Consider the following 18347-nt stretch of genomic DNA (forward strand, 5'->3'; position numbering starts at 1 on the left):
TCCTGCTCCTTTCGCCATTATACAAGTAGTATTTGTTACATTCCGTTTTTCATGCGGAGAAAGGACATGCATATGAAGTCAATATCGAATCTATAGGTGAGAAGGGTCATCCCGCTATCCAAAAACAAAGCGCTCCTGCCGGGAGCGCTTTGTTTTTATTTTAAGATAAGAAAGTATAACTTTTCGGGGCGATGTCTTCGCCAATCAGCGAGCCTGCTTTATTAGACTTCCATGATGATCGGTAAAATCATTGGCTTTCGCTTCGTTCTCTCAAATAAGAATTGACTGAGAGAGTCACGAATATTTTGTTTTAATGTAGACCATTCAATAGCGTATTCCCGAATGGATTGCTCAATAATTTCCTTCACTAGCCTCGCAGAACCATCAATAAGCTGTTCAGACTCTCGTACATATACAAAGCCGCGCGAAATGATCTCTGGGCCAGATACAATTGTTTTTGCTTCCTTGCTAAGCGTAATAACAACTACAAGGATGCCATCCTGAGAGAGCAGCTTCCGATCACGCAATACGATATTACCAACGTCCCCAACACCAAGACCATCAATTAACACATTACCAGCTTGTACCTTCGTTCCAGCTTTCGCTCTACCTTCCTTGAACTCGATAACCTCGCCTTTTTCTACAATAAAAGTACGGTGAGGTGAAATACCAGTAGCAGATGCAAGCTTCGCATGTGCCTTTTGCATACGGAATTCCCCATGTACGGGAATGAAATATTTCGGCTTCATAATATTTAACATTAACTTTAATTCTTCTTGACTTGCATGACCCGATACGTGAATTTTCTTTTCGCCGTAATATATAACATTAGCGCCAGCACGAAACAGCAGGTCAATCGTCTTGGACACAGATGTTTCATTCCCCGGAATCGGACTAGCTGCAATAATCACTGTATCACCTTTTCGAATGGCTACTTGTTTGTGTGCATTTTTAGCCATTCGTGAGAGTGCTGCCATCGGTTCTCCCTGACTGCCTGTTGTTAAAACTGCTATCTTACACTCTGGATAATTATCAATATCCTGCAGTGAAATTAACATGTCGTCTGGAATATGCAAGTAACCAAGATTGCGAGCAATATCCACAACCTTCACCATGCTTCGGCCCACGACTGCTACCTTCCGATCATTTTCAAAGGCTGCATCAAATACTTGCTGAAGGCGGTGAACATTTGATGCAAAGGAAGCAACAATAATCCGCCCCTCCGCATTATGAAATTCTTTTGAAATCTCTACACCTACTGATCTTTCAGAGCCGGTAAAGCCAGGACGCTCCGCATTTGTGCTGTCCGACAATAAACATAGCACACCCTCGTTACCGATTTGTGCCATCTTTCCAATGTCAGCGCCATATACGTCCACAGGAGTTTGATCAAATTTAAAATCACCTGTATAAACAATCGAACCTTGTGAGGTATGAACACATATCCCGACTGCATCAGGAATGCTATGCGTCACACGGAAAAATGAAACTTGTGCGGTTTCAAATTCCAAAACAGAATTTGCATCTATAGTTTTTAATGTTACACGTCCGAGCAATCCTGCCTCGCTCAATTTATCTTCAACTAATGCTAATGTTAAGCGTGTACCGTAAACCGGAACAGGTAGCTTTCTTAGTACGTATGAAACACCACCAATATGATCTTCGTGACCGTGCGTTAAGAAAATCCCTTTTACTCGTTCCTTATTTTCCTGCAAATACGTGATATCAGGGATTACAATATCAATTCCGAACATCTCTTCCTCTGGAAACATCAATCCAGCGTCTACGACAAAAATATCCGAATCTACTTCAATAACATACATGTTCTTGCCAATTTCCCCTACTCCACCTAGGGCGAATACTTTAATTTTTTCTGTCTCTTTCCTCACCTTTTAACCTCCAAATTTTGTTAAGTATACCCGTACTAAGTCACTTAGAGATATTATACCTGATACAAGAAATAGAATACAAGTTAATTTCTAGCAATGAACAGGGTTTTAACAGATCCCGCAACATGCCCGAACCGATAAAGAAAACTCGCCAATTGGCGAGCCCTACTTATACTTTATTCCTAACATTTCTCGCTACGTCGAATTGACATCGAGCTAGAAATTTATCCTTTCTTAAAGTGTAATAAAAACGAAAAGAAGCTAATCACCTACCGCTATATGTAGGTAATTAGCTTCCTTTTCTTCTAAAGCCGACTTTTTCAGCATCTTTGCAGCATAAAAACAAGTTGTGTTTTCTTTATTGACGCGGAATCGACTGAACGATTTGTGACAATTGCTTTTGCTCGCTTTCACTTAAAGGAGCGAGCGGCAAACGTACAGATCCAGCGTCTGTTCCGAGCATTTGCATTGCTGCTTTAACAGCAGTTGGATTTGGAGCCATAAAGAGCGCCTTTGTAATGCGCAGTACAAATTGATGAAGACGCTGCGCCTTTTTCGTGTCACCACTTCGGAAAGCAGCAATCATCGCCTGTATATCATTGCCGATTACATGAGCAGCAACGGAAATAACACCATTTGCGCCAACTGCAAGTGCTGGCAACGTTAAGCCGTCATCACCGCTGTAAACAGCAAAGTTTTCATCCGTTCTCTCAATAATTTCTGTCATCGCCAAAACGTCACCAGATGCATCCTTTAGCGCCATAACGTTTGGCAGCTGTGATAAACGAACGATTGTATCAACCGTCACATTTATGGAGGTACGTCCTGGGATATTATAAAGCATAACAGGAAGCTTCGTGCTCTCAGCAATCGTTTTGAAATGCTGATACAGTCCTTCTTGATTTGGCTTATTGTAGTACGGCGCCACAAGCATTACCGCATCTACACCTGTTTCTTCCGCTTTCTTCGTTAATTCAATTGAAGCTTGTGTGTTATTATTGCCCGTTCCAGCGACAACCGGAATTCTTCCTTTCACTACCTCTACAACATGGCGAAATAGCGCTAGCTTTTCGTCTGTTGTTAAGGTTGGGGATTCTCCGGTCGTCCCCGCTACTACAAGGGCTGTTGTTCCGTTATCGATTAAATATTCCACTAATTGCGTTGTTTTCGCGAGGTCAAGACGCCCATCTTGATCAAATGGCGTCACCATCGCAGTCGCAACTGCTCCAAAATCGATCATGCTCTCACTCCTTAATGTTCCACTTGCTTTGCTTCCGCTAATTGAAAGGCGCCGTGCAGAGCATTTACAGCCTCCACTAAATCGCTTTCCTTGACGAGCACCCAAATGGTCGTATAACTGTCGGCTGATTGTAAAATTTGAATCCCTTTCTCTGACAACGCCGTTACAATTTTGGACGTTACGCCTGGGACACCTGTAATACCAGCACCAACAATAGATACCTTTGCACATCGACGCGCAACAAGTGGCTCATAGCCGATGGCGCGCAGCACAGTAACGGCACGATCTGCTAAATCATCGCTCACTGTGTAGGCAACGCCTGTCGGAGAAATATTAATAAAGTCTACACTAATTCCTTCATTCGCCATTTCCTTGAACACTTGCGCATGCAAATCGTACGGGCCATCCTTAGCGAGCACCTTGATCTGTGTTACATTTGGTACGTGTGCAATTCCCGTTACAAGACGTTCCTGAACATCTCTCCCCTTCACTGCACCTCCATATGCTGTAACAAGCGTTCCAACACCGTCAGAATAAGTGGAACGAACACGGATGGGCACCTTTGCATGCATCGCAATTTCAACAGCTCGCGGGTGTATGACCTTCGCCCCCTGATACGCCATATTACAAATTTCATTGTATGTCACCACATCGAGCGGTCTTGCATCCTGTACAATACGTGGATCAGCGGTCATCACACCCTCTACATCTGTAAAAATGTCAATATATTCCACCTGGAGTGCCACTCCGAGAGCAGAAGCAGATGTGTCGCTGCCACCGCGTCCGAGCGTTGTCGGGTCACCGGTTTTCGTTTGTCCTTGAAAACCGGTGACAACTACGACATCAAACTCGCGCAACGTCTTCAATAAGCGGTCGCACTTCATTTCTATAATCTTTGCATTTGTAAAATCATCATTTGTGACAAAACCGGCCTGCGCTCCGGTAAAAGCAGAGGCGTTAATCCCATTCTCGTTTAACATGTTGGAAAACACGACAGCAGAAATTATCTCGCCACAGGATAAGAGAAGATCTTGCTCACGTTTAGAAATACGGGAGTTCTTATCCTTCACTAAGCTAAGAAGCGTGTCGGTTGCATACGGCTCTCCTTTTCGACCCATTGCCGATACAACTACAACAACCTTGTATCCTTCCTCTAATGCCCTTGCGATATGTTTGAACGCATGCTTTCTGCCGTTTTCATCGCGTACAGATGTACCGCCGAATTTTTGCACAATAATTTTCATGTTTGCACCCTCTTTGATGTTACACTAATCCTAGTTTCACCAATCGTTCTGCAATTTGAACTGAGTTCCAAGCGGCACCTTTTAACAAATTATCAGATACAACCCAAAGATGGAAGCCTTTGTCATTATTCAAATCTTTACGGATGCGGCCAACAAATACCTCGTTTTTGCCTGTTGCATCAAGAGGTGTTGGGTACAGCTGCTCCGCTGGATTATCTTGAAGCACAACGCCTTCTGCGCTCGCTAAAAGAGTACGAAGATCTTCCACTGTTACTCCGTCCTGTTCTATTTCAATATATACAGACTCAGAATGTCCCGATACAACTGGGAGACGTACGCAAGTTGCTGCGACTTCTAATTCTGGCATATGCATAATTTTTTTCGTTTCATTAATCATTTTCATTTCTTCATAAGTAAAGCCATTGTCCGTAAATTTATCAATTTGCGGAATTGCGTTGAACGCGATTGGATAATGTTTATCCAAGGCCTTCACAGGCAAGATATTTGCTTCTGGAGTTTCTCCATTGAGCATCGCTTGCGCTTGTGTTTTCAATTCTTCGATTGCAGTCACACCTGCACCAGATACCGCTTGGTATGTTGATACAATTACACGGCCTAATCCGTATGCTTGGCGAATCGGCTCAAGTGCTACAACCATTTGAATTGTAGAGCAGTTTGGATTTGCGATGATGCCGTTATGCTCAAGCAAATCTTTTTCATTTACTTCCGGCACTACAAGCGGTGTGTTTGCATCCATACGGAACGCACTTGTGTTATCAACAACAATGGCACCGCGCTTTGCCGCTTCCGGCGCAAGCTCTAAAGATACAGACCCACCTGCGCTAAATAAAGCGATATCCACTCCTTCAAAGCTCTCTGGAGTTGCTTCTTGGATTGTAAATTCTTCACCTTTAAATACTAGCTTCTTGCCCGCCGAACGTTTTGAAGATAAAAGTGTTAACTTTCCGATTGGAAAGTTGCGGTTTTCTAAAGTTTTTAACATTTGTTCTCCAACTGCGCCGGTTGCTCCGACTACAGCAACATGAAAAGCTTGTTTCTTTGTCATGACTAGACCCCTTTCAGCACTACTTGCTTGCAAAAAGATGGAGCCTATTGTCGTCTCCATCTTTATTAGAACAATTTTACCATACTTGTTGCAAAGTCATGAGATTTTTTTTTGAAAATTGTTGCGTTTTTTGAGTATTAATTCATATAACGGAATTTTTCTACAATTACTGGTTGGAATTGCTTTCCTTCTATGGAAGAAACAACTGTATCACGAAGCAGTTCCATACGAGCAACCATTGAATTCGGCTTTTTCTCTGGCGCATCCTGCCCAAATGGAACAAAATAAATATTTTTTGTTGCCATCAAACGCATAAGATTTACACCATTTAGTCCGAGGGCATCATTCGTTGAAATCGCAAGCACAACCGGCTTGCAATTGCGCAATGTTGCTTTTATTGCCATAAGCACCGGGGAATCTGTCATCGCATTGGCAAGCTTGCTCATGGAGTTTCCTGTCATCGGAGCAACGACCATGCAATCAAGCGGAAGCTTAGGACCAAGGGGCTCAGCTCCTACAATACTGTCAATCACCGGAAATCCCGTAATTTCTTCGATTTTCCGAACCCATTCTTCTCCTTCTCCAAAACGGGTATTTGTTGATTTTAAGGTATAGGAAACAACAGGCCGCACCTCTGCCCCCTCATCGACAAGCTGCTGCAAATAGGGCATAACTTCTGCATACGTACAATGGGATCCTGTAAATCCAAACCCAATGCGTTTTCCTTTTAAACTCATTTGCCATTCTCCTTTCTTACCTTTAAATCCTCTGTGAATAAGGAGGATAGTACATTTGCAAGAATTTGCCCCGCAGTTTTCGGTGCAACAATACCTGGAAGGCCTGGTGCCAAAAAGGCCTTGACGCCCCTTTTCTCAGCATAGCGAAAATCAGTCCCGCCCGGCTTTGATGCTAAGTCGACAATCAGTGTATGCGCTGGCATCTTTGCAATCACACTTGCCGTTACGATAAGATGCGGAATCGTATTAATTACGATATCAACATCATGCACTTCTTTCTCTAAATCCTGCATCTGAAACGGTGTAAATGTCATTTCTGTAATGCGGGCAATGTGCTCAGAGCGGCGTGCCCCCACTTTCACATGTGCTCCTAGCGCTTGAAACGTACGCGCTACACTCATTCCTGTTCTTCCAAAGCCAAGCACCATTACCTTCGAACCATGTATTGTATAATCGGTATGCTGAATTACCATCATAATGGTGCCTTCTACGGTTGGAATCGAGTTATAAATAGCCACGTCATCGCGCTCAAATAACTTAACGAGCTTTCTTTGGCAGGACGAAGCCAAGTTATCTAAGTAAGCATTGCTAATCCCAGAATATATAGTGAAATGCGGCGGCGTTCTTTCTATTTGTTCTTTTGTCAGCACTACTTTCTCGTTTGAAAAAATTGTATCAATTCCGCCTTCTGTATTTGTCCCGGCTACCGGTAAAACCACTGCATCTAACGAGGCGAAGTCCAATTCGTGCATGTGTTCCTTAGAAGCTCCCGTAAATCCATGATCCAACTGATCGAAGCCGACTAATGACAACTTTGCATCCAATTCAATTAGCTTTCGGATGACCTCAAGCTGTCTCGCATCTCCTCCTATCACAGCTATATGCATGTCAGTTAACATATTCCGCTTCACCTTCTTTTTCAGCTAATCTATATAAGCAAATCGCCTAACTCTTTAGTTTCCTCCACATCATATGTATCGTACAAGAGTAAGGTGATTGTATAGCAGGAAAAAGAACATGAAAAAAGACGGCTATCGGGCCGCCTCTCATACACTATTCCTGATAATCTGATAAATCAAAAATAATCATGTCCTGCCCAACCTTTTTCAAGCGGCTCCAAGAAACACGCGTCTCCTGTTGTGAACGTTTGAATGCATTCCACTTACCAAGCGGAATAATCAGAGCTTGAATCTTTCCATCCTGTTCATCAATTTCTAAATCCGCATGCCCAAGTATCCCCATCCGCTCTGCACGCTCTAAATCGACAATCTCCTTTCCGCTTAACTCACTTAACCTCATTTTTCTCACCCCCGTCTACTTACTACGTATTCGGACAACTAAAAAAAAATACCTACAAGTTAAGACTTGTAGGTAATACCTTTTGGAAGCGTTCCTGTCGGGCTAATAAGCGCCGCAGAAAATTCATCCGTAAAGGTGCTGCGAATAAGTTGATCCACATGTTCTTTAGTCACACTGTTTACGCTCTCAATAATCTCATCAAGAGATCGGTGTTTTTTCAACAGCAGCTCATTTTTACCGTTTCGGCTCATGCGGCTGTTCGTGCTCTCAAGGCTGAGCATTAAACTCCCCTTCAGCTGCTCCTTGCTATTGCGAAGCTCCTTCTCTGTAATCCCGGTACCCTTGAGCTTATCGAGCGTTTGTCCAATCGTTTCATATAGGGTTTCAAGCTGCTGGTTTCCTGTACCTGCGTAAATCGTTAGCATCCCTGTATCTTCATAAGAAGAGTGGTAGGAGAAAACGGAATACGCTAACCCGCGCTGTTCACGCACTTCTTGAAATAAACGGCTGCTCATGCTTCCTCCCAAAACATTGTTCAGCACGATAAAGCTGTATACATCCTCAGACCCAATGCTCAGCCCTTTATATCCTAAGCATAAGTGAGCCTGTTCCGTTTCCTTCTTGCGGGATACACGATTTGTATGAAATTGCGGCTTATGTACAGATTGACGGTTTGTCACTCCCTCATAACCACCGAAGTAGGATTCTACTGTTTGCATGAATGATTCATCTACATTACCAGCAATTGAAATTACAACATTTTCGGGCGTATAATGATCTTTTATGTATTGGCGAAGCGTATCACCAGTAAATGTGGCTAACGTCTCCTCTGTTCCCAAAATCGGATACGCAAGCGGATGGGATTCATATGTTGCCTTTGTCAGCAAATCATGCACGATATCATCTGGTGTATCTTCATACATTTTGATTTCTTCATATACAACATTTCTTTCCTTTTCGAGTTCTTCCTCCACAAATGTTGAATTGAAAAACATATCTGCTAAAATCTCAAGCGCATACTTAGCATGCTCATCCAATACCTTTGCGTAATAGCACGTATATTCCTTTGAAGTAAACGCATTGACTTGTCCGCCGATGCTATCAAAGGATTCGGCAATATCCCGCGCTGTGCGTGTTGTTGTCCCTTTAAAAAACATATGCTCTAAAAAGTGAGAGATGCCGTTGTTTTTCTCATTTTCATTGCGCGAACCCGTATGAATCCACACACCGATGGCAACGGAACGAACGGTAGGGATATGTTCAAATACAATTCTTACACCGTTTTTACAAGTATATTTATTAATCAAGTGCCATCCTCCTATAGTTCAATTTTGCTCTTGCTAGAAATATGGTGCTATCATTTAATCATATCAATTTTATAAAGCTCTGTCATGTAAATCTGTTTAATCTATTCGTTTTTCATCAAGCAGCATGGATACGCTTCCGATTTTATATCCTTTTTTCTTTAATTGTACAATGAGTGTATCAAGAGAACGCGCAGTAGGCGAGGTAGGATGCATCAAAACAATGGCACCTGGATGCACTTTTGTAAGTACACGATTCAATAATACGCTTGGCTCAGGCCGCTGCCAGTCAATTGTATCTACCGTCCACATAATCGTTCCCATTCCATGCTTGGCAGCAAGTGTTACAACCTCATCACGAAAACTGCCGCTTGGGGGTGCAAACCAACGCACCTGTTGATTTGTTGTTACTTCAATCATAGCATTTGTTTTTGTTAACTGCTCCTCAATCGCTCTCGCCGATAGTGTTTTCATATTCGGATGCGTATATGAATGATTCCCTACCTCTTGGTCTGCTTCTGCAATCATTTTTGCAAGACTTGGATTCTCCTTTACCCAGCGTCCCTCTAAAAAAAAGGTGGCTTTTACATTATGCTTTTTTAATGTTTCTAACATATTTGGGAGATATTCATTTCCCCATGCGACATTAATCGTAAGAGCTACCATTTTTTTCTCAGGATGCCCCCGGTAAACCGGTGCGGGTGATAAATCCTGTAAATGTACCTTTGGAGGCACCTCTTCAAAAACAAGTTTATTTTTATCAAATACACCTTGCTTTTCCATATTCCTATATGAGGCCTGTACATCAACAATACGGCCGTTATAGCCCGGCACTGCCTTCCATATCTTATCAATCTTTGCGTCGTCAGCAGGAATATTGTATTCCTTTGCTTTTTGCGCAATCTCTTCATACAAAGGTGCTTGCAATTTAGCAGCCTGTACAGCCTCCATTTTCATATCCTGTAAATAATGAGCTGTATATGGATTTTGAACTGATATGTAGACAAGCGCAACTAGACAAAAAAAAGCGGCAATGCGATATAGCTGTTTCCTCATCTGTTATACCTCCTCCTCACACACTATGTATACCTCTTTCACAGTAGAACAAAAAACGCGGACATGTCTCGTGTTGCCCGTAAACAGGATCCTCTTACCTAGTAAGAGTTTTTTCAGCGAGGTTTGTCCCAACAGCGAGCAGGTCAAGAATCCTTCATCGCTCTCTAGCATGGCCCCTTTCTTATTGTATAAAAAAAGGCCACAGGTTATCCCGTGGCTGCTGAAAAAGTACTTGTTTTGCGTAAGAAGCAAGTTCGTTAGTTATACACAGATAGAGAAAACTCGCCGATTGACAAGCCTTGCCCTTAGGTGAAGACAGAGACGTAGTTGCCCTTATACTTTATTCCTAAAATTTCTAACTACGTCGAACTGTCTTCCTGCTAGAAATTTATACTTTCTTAAAGTGTAAAGTGAAAAGAAGCTAACCTCCTGCAGATTTGTAGGCGGTTAGCTTCTTTTTCTTTTGAAAGGAATATTTCAGATGCTCTTGTTACCTGAGGATCTGCTTATCCTTATTCCTGCGTTTGCTGTTCTCTTTCTCTTTGTTCTCTCTGCTCTTTTAGGAGCACTTTACGGGATAAATTCACACGGCCTTGCTTATCAATTTCAATAACCTTGACAAGAACCTCATCACCGATTGCGACAACGTCCTCTACTTTAGGAACGCGCTCCTCTGCCAATTCGGAAATATGAACAAGACCATCTTTTCCACTGAACAGTTCCACAAATGCACCGAACTTTTCAATGCGTTTGACTTTGCCTAAGTAGATTTGACCAACCTCTACTTCACGCACAATATCTTCGATGATTTTCTTCGCTTTTTGATTCATCTCTTCATTTGTTGAAGCAATGAACACTGTACCATCTTGTTCAATATCAATTTTCACGCCAGTTTCTTCGATGATCTTATTGATTTGCTTTCCGCTTGGTCCAATGACATCGCGAATTTTATCTGGATTAATCGTCATCGTTAAAATTTTTGGTGCATATTGTGACAGCTGTGTGCGTGGCTCATTAATCACAGAAAGCATATGCTCTAGGATTTGCATGCGGCCAACCTTCGCTTGCTGCAGCGCTTCCTCTAAAATTTCACGAGATAAGCCTTCAATTTTAATGTCCATTTGCAATGCAGTTACACCTTTTGCCGTTCCTGCTACCTTAAAGTCCATATCACCAAGGTGGTCTTCCATACCTTGAATGTCTGTTAACACTGTATAATGCTCTCCGGACTGCACAAGACCCATCGCAATCCCTGCCACTGGCGCCTTAATCGGAACACCTGCATCCATCATCGCAAGTGTGCTTGCACAAATACTTGCTTGTGATGTAGAGCCGTTTGATTCCAATACCTCAGACACAAGGCGAACTGTATATGGAAAATCCTTTTCAGACGGCAGCACTGCTTCTAGCGCCCGCTCTCCTAGGGCACCATGACCAATTTCACGACGGCCTGGCCCACGTAATGGACCCGTTTCCCCAACGCTGAAGGATGGGAAGTTATAGTGGTGCATGAAGCGTTTAGACTCTTCAATCCCTAAGCCATCCAAAATCTGCACATCACCTAAAGCACCTAATGTACAAATGCTAAGTGCCTGTGTTTGCCCGCGCGTAAATAATCCAGAGCCGTGTGTACGTGGAAGAATTCCTACTTGAGAAGCTAACGGACGGATTTCATCCACCTTACGGCCGTCTGGGCGAACTTTTTCTACCGTAATGAGACGACGTACCTCGCCCTTGACAATTTTATATAAGATTTCACTAACTTGTCCCAATGTTTCAGGTGTTGCTTCATTTTCTTCATAATGCGCAAGAATGCGTTTTTTCACTTCATTGATTGCTTCCTCGCGCGCATGCTTTTCATGCACTTGAATAGCTGCAACCATGTCAGCCTCTGCCATTTGGCGAACCTCTGCTTCTAAAGACGCATCTACTTCATACAAAGTAACTGCGAGCTTCTCCTTACCAACTGCTTGAACAACTTCCTCCTGGAAGGCAATTAGACGCTTGATTTCGTTATGTCCAAACATAATGGCTTCTAGCATCACTTCTTCAGGCACCTCGTCTGCACCTGCTTCTACCATGTTAATGGCATCCTTCGTTCCCGCTACCACAAGGTGAATGTCACTTTGCTCTGCCTGCTCAACGCTTGGATTGATGATAAATTCACCATTGATGCGGCCAACGATCACACCGGCAATTGGTCCCTCAAACGGAATATCTGAAATAGAAAGCGCTAAAGAAGATCCAACCATTGCAGCGATTTCGGAAGAACAATCTTGGTCCACGCTGACAACTATGCTGATAACCTGCACTTCGTTACGGAAACCGTCTGCGAACAATGGACGAATTGGACGGTCGATCAGACGACTAGCCAAAATGGCTTTCTCACTCGGACGGCCTTCCCGTTTAATAAAGCCTCCGGGAATTTTCCCTACTGCGTATAAGCGTTCTTCATAGTTCACGGTTAATGGAAAGAAACTCACATTTTTTGGTTCTTTTGAAGCTGTTGCTGTAGATAATACAACGGTATCACCGTATCTTACAAGAACAGCGCCATTTGCTTGCTTCGCAAGCTGTCCCGTCTCAATTACGAGCGGACGCCCTGCTAAATCTATGGAAAAGACTTGCTTTTCTTGAGCCATTAAAGTACCCCTCTCAAATTAAAATATAAGTAACTGCCTCTATGTAAAGAAATTATATATTAGCATATATCCTTCCCTAGTATTGCCAGAAAGCGGGAAGGGTATGAAGAGAATAAACTTTTTTCCCTAACAAAAAAGCGGGAATATTCCCGCTTTTGTTGACTATCGACGTAATCCAAGCTTTTTAATCAATTCACGGTAGCGAGTTACGTCTTTGTTACGAAGGTAGTTAAGTAAGTTACGACGCTTACCAACCATCTTCAAAAGACCGCGACGTGAGTGATGATCTTTCTTGTGAGTGCGTAAATGTTCATTTAAAGTGTTGATTTGCTCAGTTAGGACAGCGATCTGAACCTCTGGAGAACCAGTGTCAGCTTCGTGAGTTTTAAATTGAGCGATGATTTCGTTTTTACGTTCTTGTGCTAAAGCCATCCTATTCACCTCCTCATCATAATCCCCAATTCCCTAGCATACGTTGGTGAAGCGTTATGCCAAGCAATGGTTCCAATAAAGTACATAAATTAGAATACTATCTTTTACTAGAAAAAGCAAGCCGATTTCTCGAGCTGCTGAAAATATTGTTGGGCCTTTTCTTTATCCCGCTGAATTTGCGCGACTAGTTCTGCAATACCATTAAATTTCTGTTCGGCACGAATACGAATATGCCATTCCACCTCTACACACTCATCATAAATGTCTTCCTGAAATTCAAAGACATGCACTTCGATAGAAAGAATCTTCTCATCCTGCTCAAATGTCGGTTTATAGCCAATATTACATACTGCTGGATACCAATGCTCTTTTACCTTCAAACGAACGGCGTACACACCGACAGGAGGCAAAATATAATCATCATTTAAGGCAACATTTGCAGTAGGGAATCCAATTTGTCTGCCACGCTTGTCACCGTGCACAACTGTTCCTTCTACTCGATAGTATCTTCCCAAAATAGATGGGACTTCTTCCATCTTTCCTTCCCTGATAAGACCTCGAAGCAAAGTAGAGCTAATTTTCTCTTCTTGAAATTCCACTTTTTCAATCACAGTCTGTGTAAACTCCCCTCTTGCATGAAACGGCAGCGTCTCCATCGTTCCTTTTCCAAGACGACCGTAAGTAAAGTCAAAGCCCGCTACAACATGCTTCACCTGAAGACTTATAATATAATCATCTACAAACTGCTGCGGCAGCAACTTTGCAAAAGCTTCATCAAATTTCACGATATAAAGAATATCAATACCTAAGTTTGCAATGATATCCTCCTTCATCTTCAAAGGAGTAATCGATTCGACGTGCGCCTCCGCCCGTCGCAGCACAACTGACGGATGCGGATAAAATGTCATTACAGCACTTTTAAAGCCCCGTTCCTCCGCAATTCTCTTCGCGGTCAGAATGACTTCCTGGTGCCCAAGATGAATGCCATCAAAATATCCAAGTGCCATGACACTTGGCTCTTCTTCCTTCCACTGATGAGGGTGAGTCAAATGAATTAATTTCACGCTCGAATTCACCTTTTTCTGTTATAATGCTTCCATTTCCTCATTATAGCTTTAATTCTTGATTATTCACAAGCACTTTTGTCGGCTTTAATAAACCGACTTGCTTAGGATGCGGCTCATAAATCGCCAGGCACTGCCCGCTTTTGTCAAAAACCGTAAAAAAACTGGCAGCCGTGTTCTGCTCATTCCGTAAAAACGCTCCATTTTTCACCTTTTCCGCCTGCTCGTCCCCGACAATGAGCTTCGGAAATTCAGTAAGCGCTTCTTCAATAGACAAAAGGCTTTCTTGCATCGTTCCGCTTTCTATTTGCTGCTGAATCTCTTCAAACGTAAGGCAGCGATCTAACGTGAAGTGTCCGGAAGCTGTTCGGACCAAATGTGACATATGCGCTGGAAATCCAAGCTTCTCTCCAATCATCACCGCTAATGTGCGAACATACGTCCCTTTGCTGCACGTCACACGAAAGCGGAGAGATACTGTAGGACCACTCCATTCTTCCTCTTCGCTAAGCAATGTGAATTCATGAATGGTAATCGTTCGAATAGGACGCTCCACCTCTATGCCTTGCCGTGCATATTCATATAGCTTCCGCCCATTCACCTTGACGGCAGAAAACATGGGCGGCATTTGTTCAATCGTCCCCGTTAGAGCCCGGAGCACTTCCTCAACCTCAGCGCGTGTAATCACGCGGCTTACATCCTTGCGTTCCACTAGTTCACCGGAAGCATCCTCTGTTGTAGTGGAGAAGCCAAGCGTCACTTCTCCCTCATAGGTTTTTGTTTCACTCGTTAAAAATTGGGCAATTTTCGTTGCCCTTCCAATACAAATCGGTAAAACACCGGTTACATCCGGATCGAGCGTACCTGTATGGCCAACCCGCTTTTCTCTTAAGAGCTTTCTCACCTTAAAAACACAATCATGAGAAGTCATGCCCGTTGGTTTATGTAATAGCAATACACCTTCCATGCGTTACACCCTCCATTATTTAGACAGAAAAAAGGGATAGACAATGACGTCTACCCGCTACTCTTCCTAGTTATCATCCTTGTTTATCTCATGCAAGAGCGTTTCAATTCGGTGACCGTAATCAATCGATTCATCAAATTCGAAGGAGATTTCCGGTGTTTTACGCAAGCGAATACGCTGGCCAATTTCAGAACGAATGAATCCCTTCGCTTTCGCTAGCCCTTTGAGTGTATTTTGTCGTTGCTCATCATCTCCCAATACGGAGATATATACCTTCGCTAGCTGCAAATCACCGCTTACTTGTACATCTGTAACTGTGACAAATCCAATGCGCGGGTCTTTAATTTTACGACCAATAATGTCGCCTAGCTCTTTTTTCATCTGTTCCCCCACGCGGTTCGCACGTAGCTTCATGTTATCACCTCATTCAATACCATTCCATCCTCGTTATCGTGCGTTCAATCTCCGGAAAGGAATCCATCATTTCCAGTGCTTTTTGAAGTTCTCTTTCACACGCCACCCGACTGGATGAAACAGAGACAATTGCAATTTCTGCACGTTGCCACAAATCCTGATACCCGATTTCAGCAACGGACACATTGTACCGCTGCCGAAGCCGGGTGAGAATACGCTGCAAAACTGCACGTTTATCCTTCAGCGACTGTGCTTCATAGAAAATGCATTCGCAAAAGAGGGAAGCAATCACTTCCGCTCTACCTCTTGCATTACGTACGCCTCGATAATGTCGCCTTCTTTCACATCATTAAAGCGTTCGACTGTAATACCGCACTCATAGTTTTGTGCAACTTCCTTTACATCATCCTTGAAACGTTTTAATGTATCAAGCTTGCCTTCAAAAATGACAACACCGTCACGAATCACACGAACGCTACTATCACGCGTAATTTTTCCATCTGTTACATAACAACCAGCAATTGTACCAACTTTTGATACTTTAAAGGTTTGACGAACCTCTGCTTGTCCGATTACCTTTTCCTCAAATTCTGGATCAAGCATTCCCTTCATCGCTGATTCAATTTCTTCGATTACATTGTAAATAATACGGTGTAAGCGAATATCAACATTTTCTGTTTCAGCTGTACGCTTCGCATTCACGTCCGGACGAACGTTAAAGCCGATTACAATGGCATTTGATGCAGACGCGAGGATAATATCAGATTCAGTAATTGCACCTGCACCTGTGTGAATAATTTTCACTTTCGCGCCTTCTACTTCAATCTTTTGAAGCGATGCCGCCAATGCCTCTACAGAGCCCTGTACGTCCGCTTTGACGATTAAGTTAATTTCCTTTACATCGCCTTGCTGGATTTGCTGGAACAAGTCCTCCAAGCTTAGCTTCGCTTTATCGCTGCGCTGCTCAACTACAGCGCGCTGGGATCTAGATTCCCCAACTTGACGAGCTGTCTTTTCGTCACTAAATACTAAGAAGCGATCCCCTGCATGCGGCACATCATTTAAGCCTGTAATTTCAACCGGAGTCGATGGACCAGCTTCCTTCACGCGGCGGCCAATATCATTAACCATGGCGCGCACACGTCCGTACGCAGCACCAACAACAATCGGATCTCCCACTCGAAGTGTACCGTTTTGTACAAGAAGTGTCGCAACTGGTCCTTTTCCTTTATCAAGCTGCGCTTCAATAACTGTTCCGTGCGCAAGGCGTTTTGGATTTGCTTTGTATTCCTCTACCTCACTCACAAGAAGAATCATTTCCAATAGGTTGTCGATTCCTTCACCTTTTAATGCAGAAATCGGTACGAAAATCGTTTCGCCGCCCCAAGCTTCTGCTACTAAGCCATATTCCGTTAATTCCTGCATCACGCGGTCTGGATTAGCAGCCTCTTTATCCATTTTGTTAACCGCTACAATAATTGGCACACCTGCAGCTTTTGCATGGTTGATTGCTTCAACTGTCTGTGGCATTACACCGTCATCTGCCGCAACAACAAGAATCGTAATATCTGTTACCTGTGCTCCGCGAGCACGCATTGTTGTAAACGCAGCATGGCCTGGTGTATCTAAAAACGTAATCTGCTTATCGTTGATTTCAACCTGGTACGCACCGATATGCTGGGTAATACCACCAGCTTCTCCTGCTGTTACCTTGGAGTTGCGAATTGAATCAAGAAGTGTTGTTTTTCCATGGTCAACGTGACCCATAATTGTAACAACAGGCGGACGCTCTTCAAGCTCTTCCTCTTCATGTACTTCATCTAGATGTGTTTCAAAATTTGTTTCATCAAAAACAACTTCTTCTTCAACTGAAATACCGTATTCCCCAGCAATTAACTCAATTGAATCTTTATCTAACTCTTGATTGATTGTCGCCATAATGCCAAGCATAAATAGCTTTTTAATGATTTCAGAAGGCTCTTTTCCTAATTTCTTTGCCAATTCACCAACTGTTAAAGAACCAACAAATGTAATTTGGTTCGGCGTTTCGCTCGACTGATTTTGTCGCCCTTGATGCGCACCTCTGCCTACTGCAGCAAACCGCGCATTATCTCCAGTTCCTTGCTTTTTCTTCTTCTTTTTGTTGCTGTTTTTCTTGCTTGTGTTTACTACCTCTGCCTCTTTATCAGCTTCCTCGTCGAATTCTTCCACAATTGAACGTTTTGGAGCTTTTGTTTCTGCAGTGCTTCCCTGATACTCTTGGTCTAATTTTCCAACTACATCGTCATCTAACATTGTCATATGATTTGAAACCTCTATATTCATTTCTTTTAGTTTTGATATTACGTCTTTACTTGATACATTGTACTTCTTTGCGTATTCATGAACACGAATTTTACTCATACATTCACCCCCGATAAGTTGTATCGAGCATGCTAAGCAGCTTTTTCGCAAAGCCTTCATCTAGCACGGCTACGACTACCCGCTCATCTCTCCCTATTGCATGCCCTAGTAACTGACGATTTTCCACATGCCTTAGCGGCACCTGATAGTACGTCGTTTTATCCGTCATTCGTTTTGCTGTGTTTTTTGATGCATCCTGCGCAAGCAATACGAGCTTGGCCTTGCCGCTGCGAATTTCCTTTAAAACGAGCTCCTCGCCGGAAATGATCCTTCTTGCCCGATTGGCTAAACCTAAAAATGATGCCCAATCTCCCACTTACACTGACTCCTTTTCAGCAAGTTCTAACAACTGCTCATAAAGGGATGGATCGATCTTCGCCTTTAAATGATGCTCTAGCACATGCTTTTTTTGCGCGTTTAAAATACATTCCTTATCTTTAGAGAGATAGGCTCCACGACCTGATTTCTTTCCCGTTAAATCAATGGAAACTTCCCCTTCTTTCGACCGGACAATACGAATGAGTTCGCGCTTCGGCTTCATTTCCTGCGTCGCAACACACTTGCGTAACGGAATTTTTCGATTGCTCACG

The 18347-nt window shown here is 43.1% G+C and carries 17 protein-coding genes and 1 pseudogene; all 18 read right to left on the reverse strand.

What is annotated here, in order from left to right:
• Positions 1–221: 221 nt before the first annotated feature.
• Positions 222–1889, reverse strand: coding sequence for a ribonuclease J (locus tag EP737_RS04575; RefSeq protein ID WP_129726750.1), 1668 nt, complete (start codon positions 1887–1889; stop codon positions 222–224).
• Between the two features lie 358 nt (positions 1890–2247).
• Positions 2248–3129, reverse strand: a complete 882-nt coding sequence (gene dapA / locus EP737_RS04580) for a 4-hydroxy-tetrahydrodipicolinate synthase (RefSeq protein ID WP_129726751.1) — start codon at positions 3127–3129, stop codon at positions 2248–2250.
• A gap of 11 nt (positions 3130–3140) precedes the next feature.
• A complete protein-coding gene (dapG, locus tag EP737_RS04585) occupies positions 3141–4373 on the reverse strand; it encodes an aspartate kinase (protein WP_129726752.1) in 1233 nt (410 codons plus the stop codon).
• Positions 4374–4392: 19 nt separating this feature from the next.
• Positions 4393–5439, reverse strand: a complete 1047-nt coding sequence (asd, locus tag EP737_RS04590) for an aspartate-semialdehyde dehydrogenase (protein WP_129726753.1) — start codon at positions 5437–5439, stop codon at positions 4393–4395.
• 137 nt (positions 5440–5576) lie between these two features.
• A complete protein-coding gene (locus EP737_RS04595) occupies positions 5577–6176 on the reverse strand; it encodes a dipicolinate synthase subunit B (protein WP_129726754.1) in 600 nt (199 codons plus the stop codon).
• Positions 6173–7075 carry a dipicolinic acid synthetase subunit A gene (dpaA, locus tag EP737_RS04600; protein WP_129726755.1) on the reverse strand — a complete coding sequence of 301 codons (903 nt, stop codon included), beginning with the start codon at positions 7073–7075 and terminating at the stop codon, positions 6173–6175. The genes EP737_RS04595 and dpaA overlap by 4 nt, the downstream gene beginning before the upstream one ends.
• A gap of 154 nt (positions 7076–7229) precedes the next feature.
• On the reverse strand, positions 7230–7475 hold the full coding sequence (locus EP737_RS04605) for a YlmC/YmxH family sporulation protein (RefSeq protein ID WP_129726756.1): 246 nt from the start codon (positions 7473–7475) through the stop codon (positions 7230–7232).
• A 59-nt stretch (positions 7476–7534) separates the two neighbouring features.
• Entirely contained in the window at positions 7535–8782 is a 1248-nt protein-coding gene (locus EP737_RS04610) for a M16 family metallopeptidase (RefSeq protein WP_129726757.1), read from the reverse strand.
• A gap of 96 nt (positions 8783–8878) precedes the next feature.
• Positions 8879–9736 carry a polysaccharide deacetylase family protein gene (locus EP737_RS04615; protein ID WP_246040187.1) on the reverse strand — a complete coding sequence of 286 codons (858 nt, stop codon included), beginning with the start codon at positions 9734–9736 and terminating at the stop codon, positions 8879–8881.
• 611 nt (positions 9737–10347) lie between these two features.
• The gene (gene pnp / locus EP737_RS04620; RefSeq protein WP_129726759.1) at positions 10348–12477 is read right to left on the reverse strand and encodes a polyribonucleotide nucleotidyltransferase; all 2130 of its coding nucleotides are present in this window, start codon (positions 12475–12477) and stop codon (positions 10348–10350) included.
• Between the two features lie 162 nt (positions 12478–12639).
• Positions 12640–12909 carry a 30S ribosomal protein S15 gene (gene rpsO, locus EP737_RS04625; protein ID WP_129726760.1) on the reverse strand — a complete coding sequence of 90 codons (270 nt, stop codon included), beginning with the start codon at positions 12907–12909 and terminating at the stop codon, positions 12640–12642.
• A 97-nt stretch (positions 12910–13006) separates the two neighbouring features.
• Positions 13007–13973 (reverse strand): annotated as a pseudogene (ribF, locus tag EP737_RS04630) (bifunctional riboflavin kinase/FAD synthetase).
• Between the two features lie 43 nt (positions 13974–14016).
• The gene (gene truB, locus EP737_RS04635) at positions 14017–14940 is read right to left on the reverse strand and encodes a tRNA pseudouridine(55) synthase TruB (protein WP_129726762.1); all 924 of its coding nucleotides are present in this window, start codon (positions 14938–14940) and stop codon (positions 14017–14019) included.
• A gap of 66 nt (positions 14941–15006) precedes the next feature.
• Entirely contained in the window at positions 15007–15354 is a 348-nt protein-coding gene (gene rbfA / locus EP737_RS04640) for a 30S ribosome-binding factor RbfA (protein WP_129726763.1), read from the reverse strand.
• Positions 15355–15367: 13 nt separating this feature from the next.
• A complete protein-coding gene (locus EP737_RS04645; RefSeq protein WP_129726764.1) occupies positions 15368–15646 on the reverse strand; it encodes a DUF503 domain-containing protein in 279 nt (92 codons plus the stop codon).
• Positions 15643–17757, reverse strand: a complete 2115-nt coding sequence (gene infB, locus EP737_RS04650) for a translation initiation factor IF-2 (RefSeq protein ID WP_129726765.1) — start codon at positions 17755–17757, stop codon at positions 15643–15645. The genes EP737_RS04645 and infB overlap by 4 nt, the downstream gene beginning before the upstream one ends.
• A 4-nt stretch (positions 17758–17761) precedes the next feature.
• Positions 17762–18073 carry a YlxQ family RNA-binding protein gene (locus EP737_RS04655; protein ID WP_129726766.1) on the reverse strand — a complete coding sequence of 104 codons (312 nt, stop codon included), beginning with the start codon at positions 18071–18073 and terminating at the stop codon, positions 17762–17764.
• The gene (rnpM, locus tag EP737_RS04660; protein ID WP_129726767.1) at positions 18074–18346 is read right to left on the reverse strand and encodes an RNase P modulator RnpM; all 273 of its coding nucleotides are present in this window, start codon (positions 18344–18346) and stop codon (positions 18074–18076) included.
• Position 18347: the final 1 nt, after the last annotated feature.

Source organism: Ectobacillus funiculus, assembly GCF_004138295.1.
GTDB lineage: Bacteria > Bacillota > Bacilli > Bacillales > Bacillaceae_G > Ectobacillus > Ectobacillus funiculus.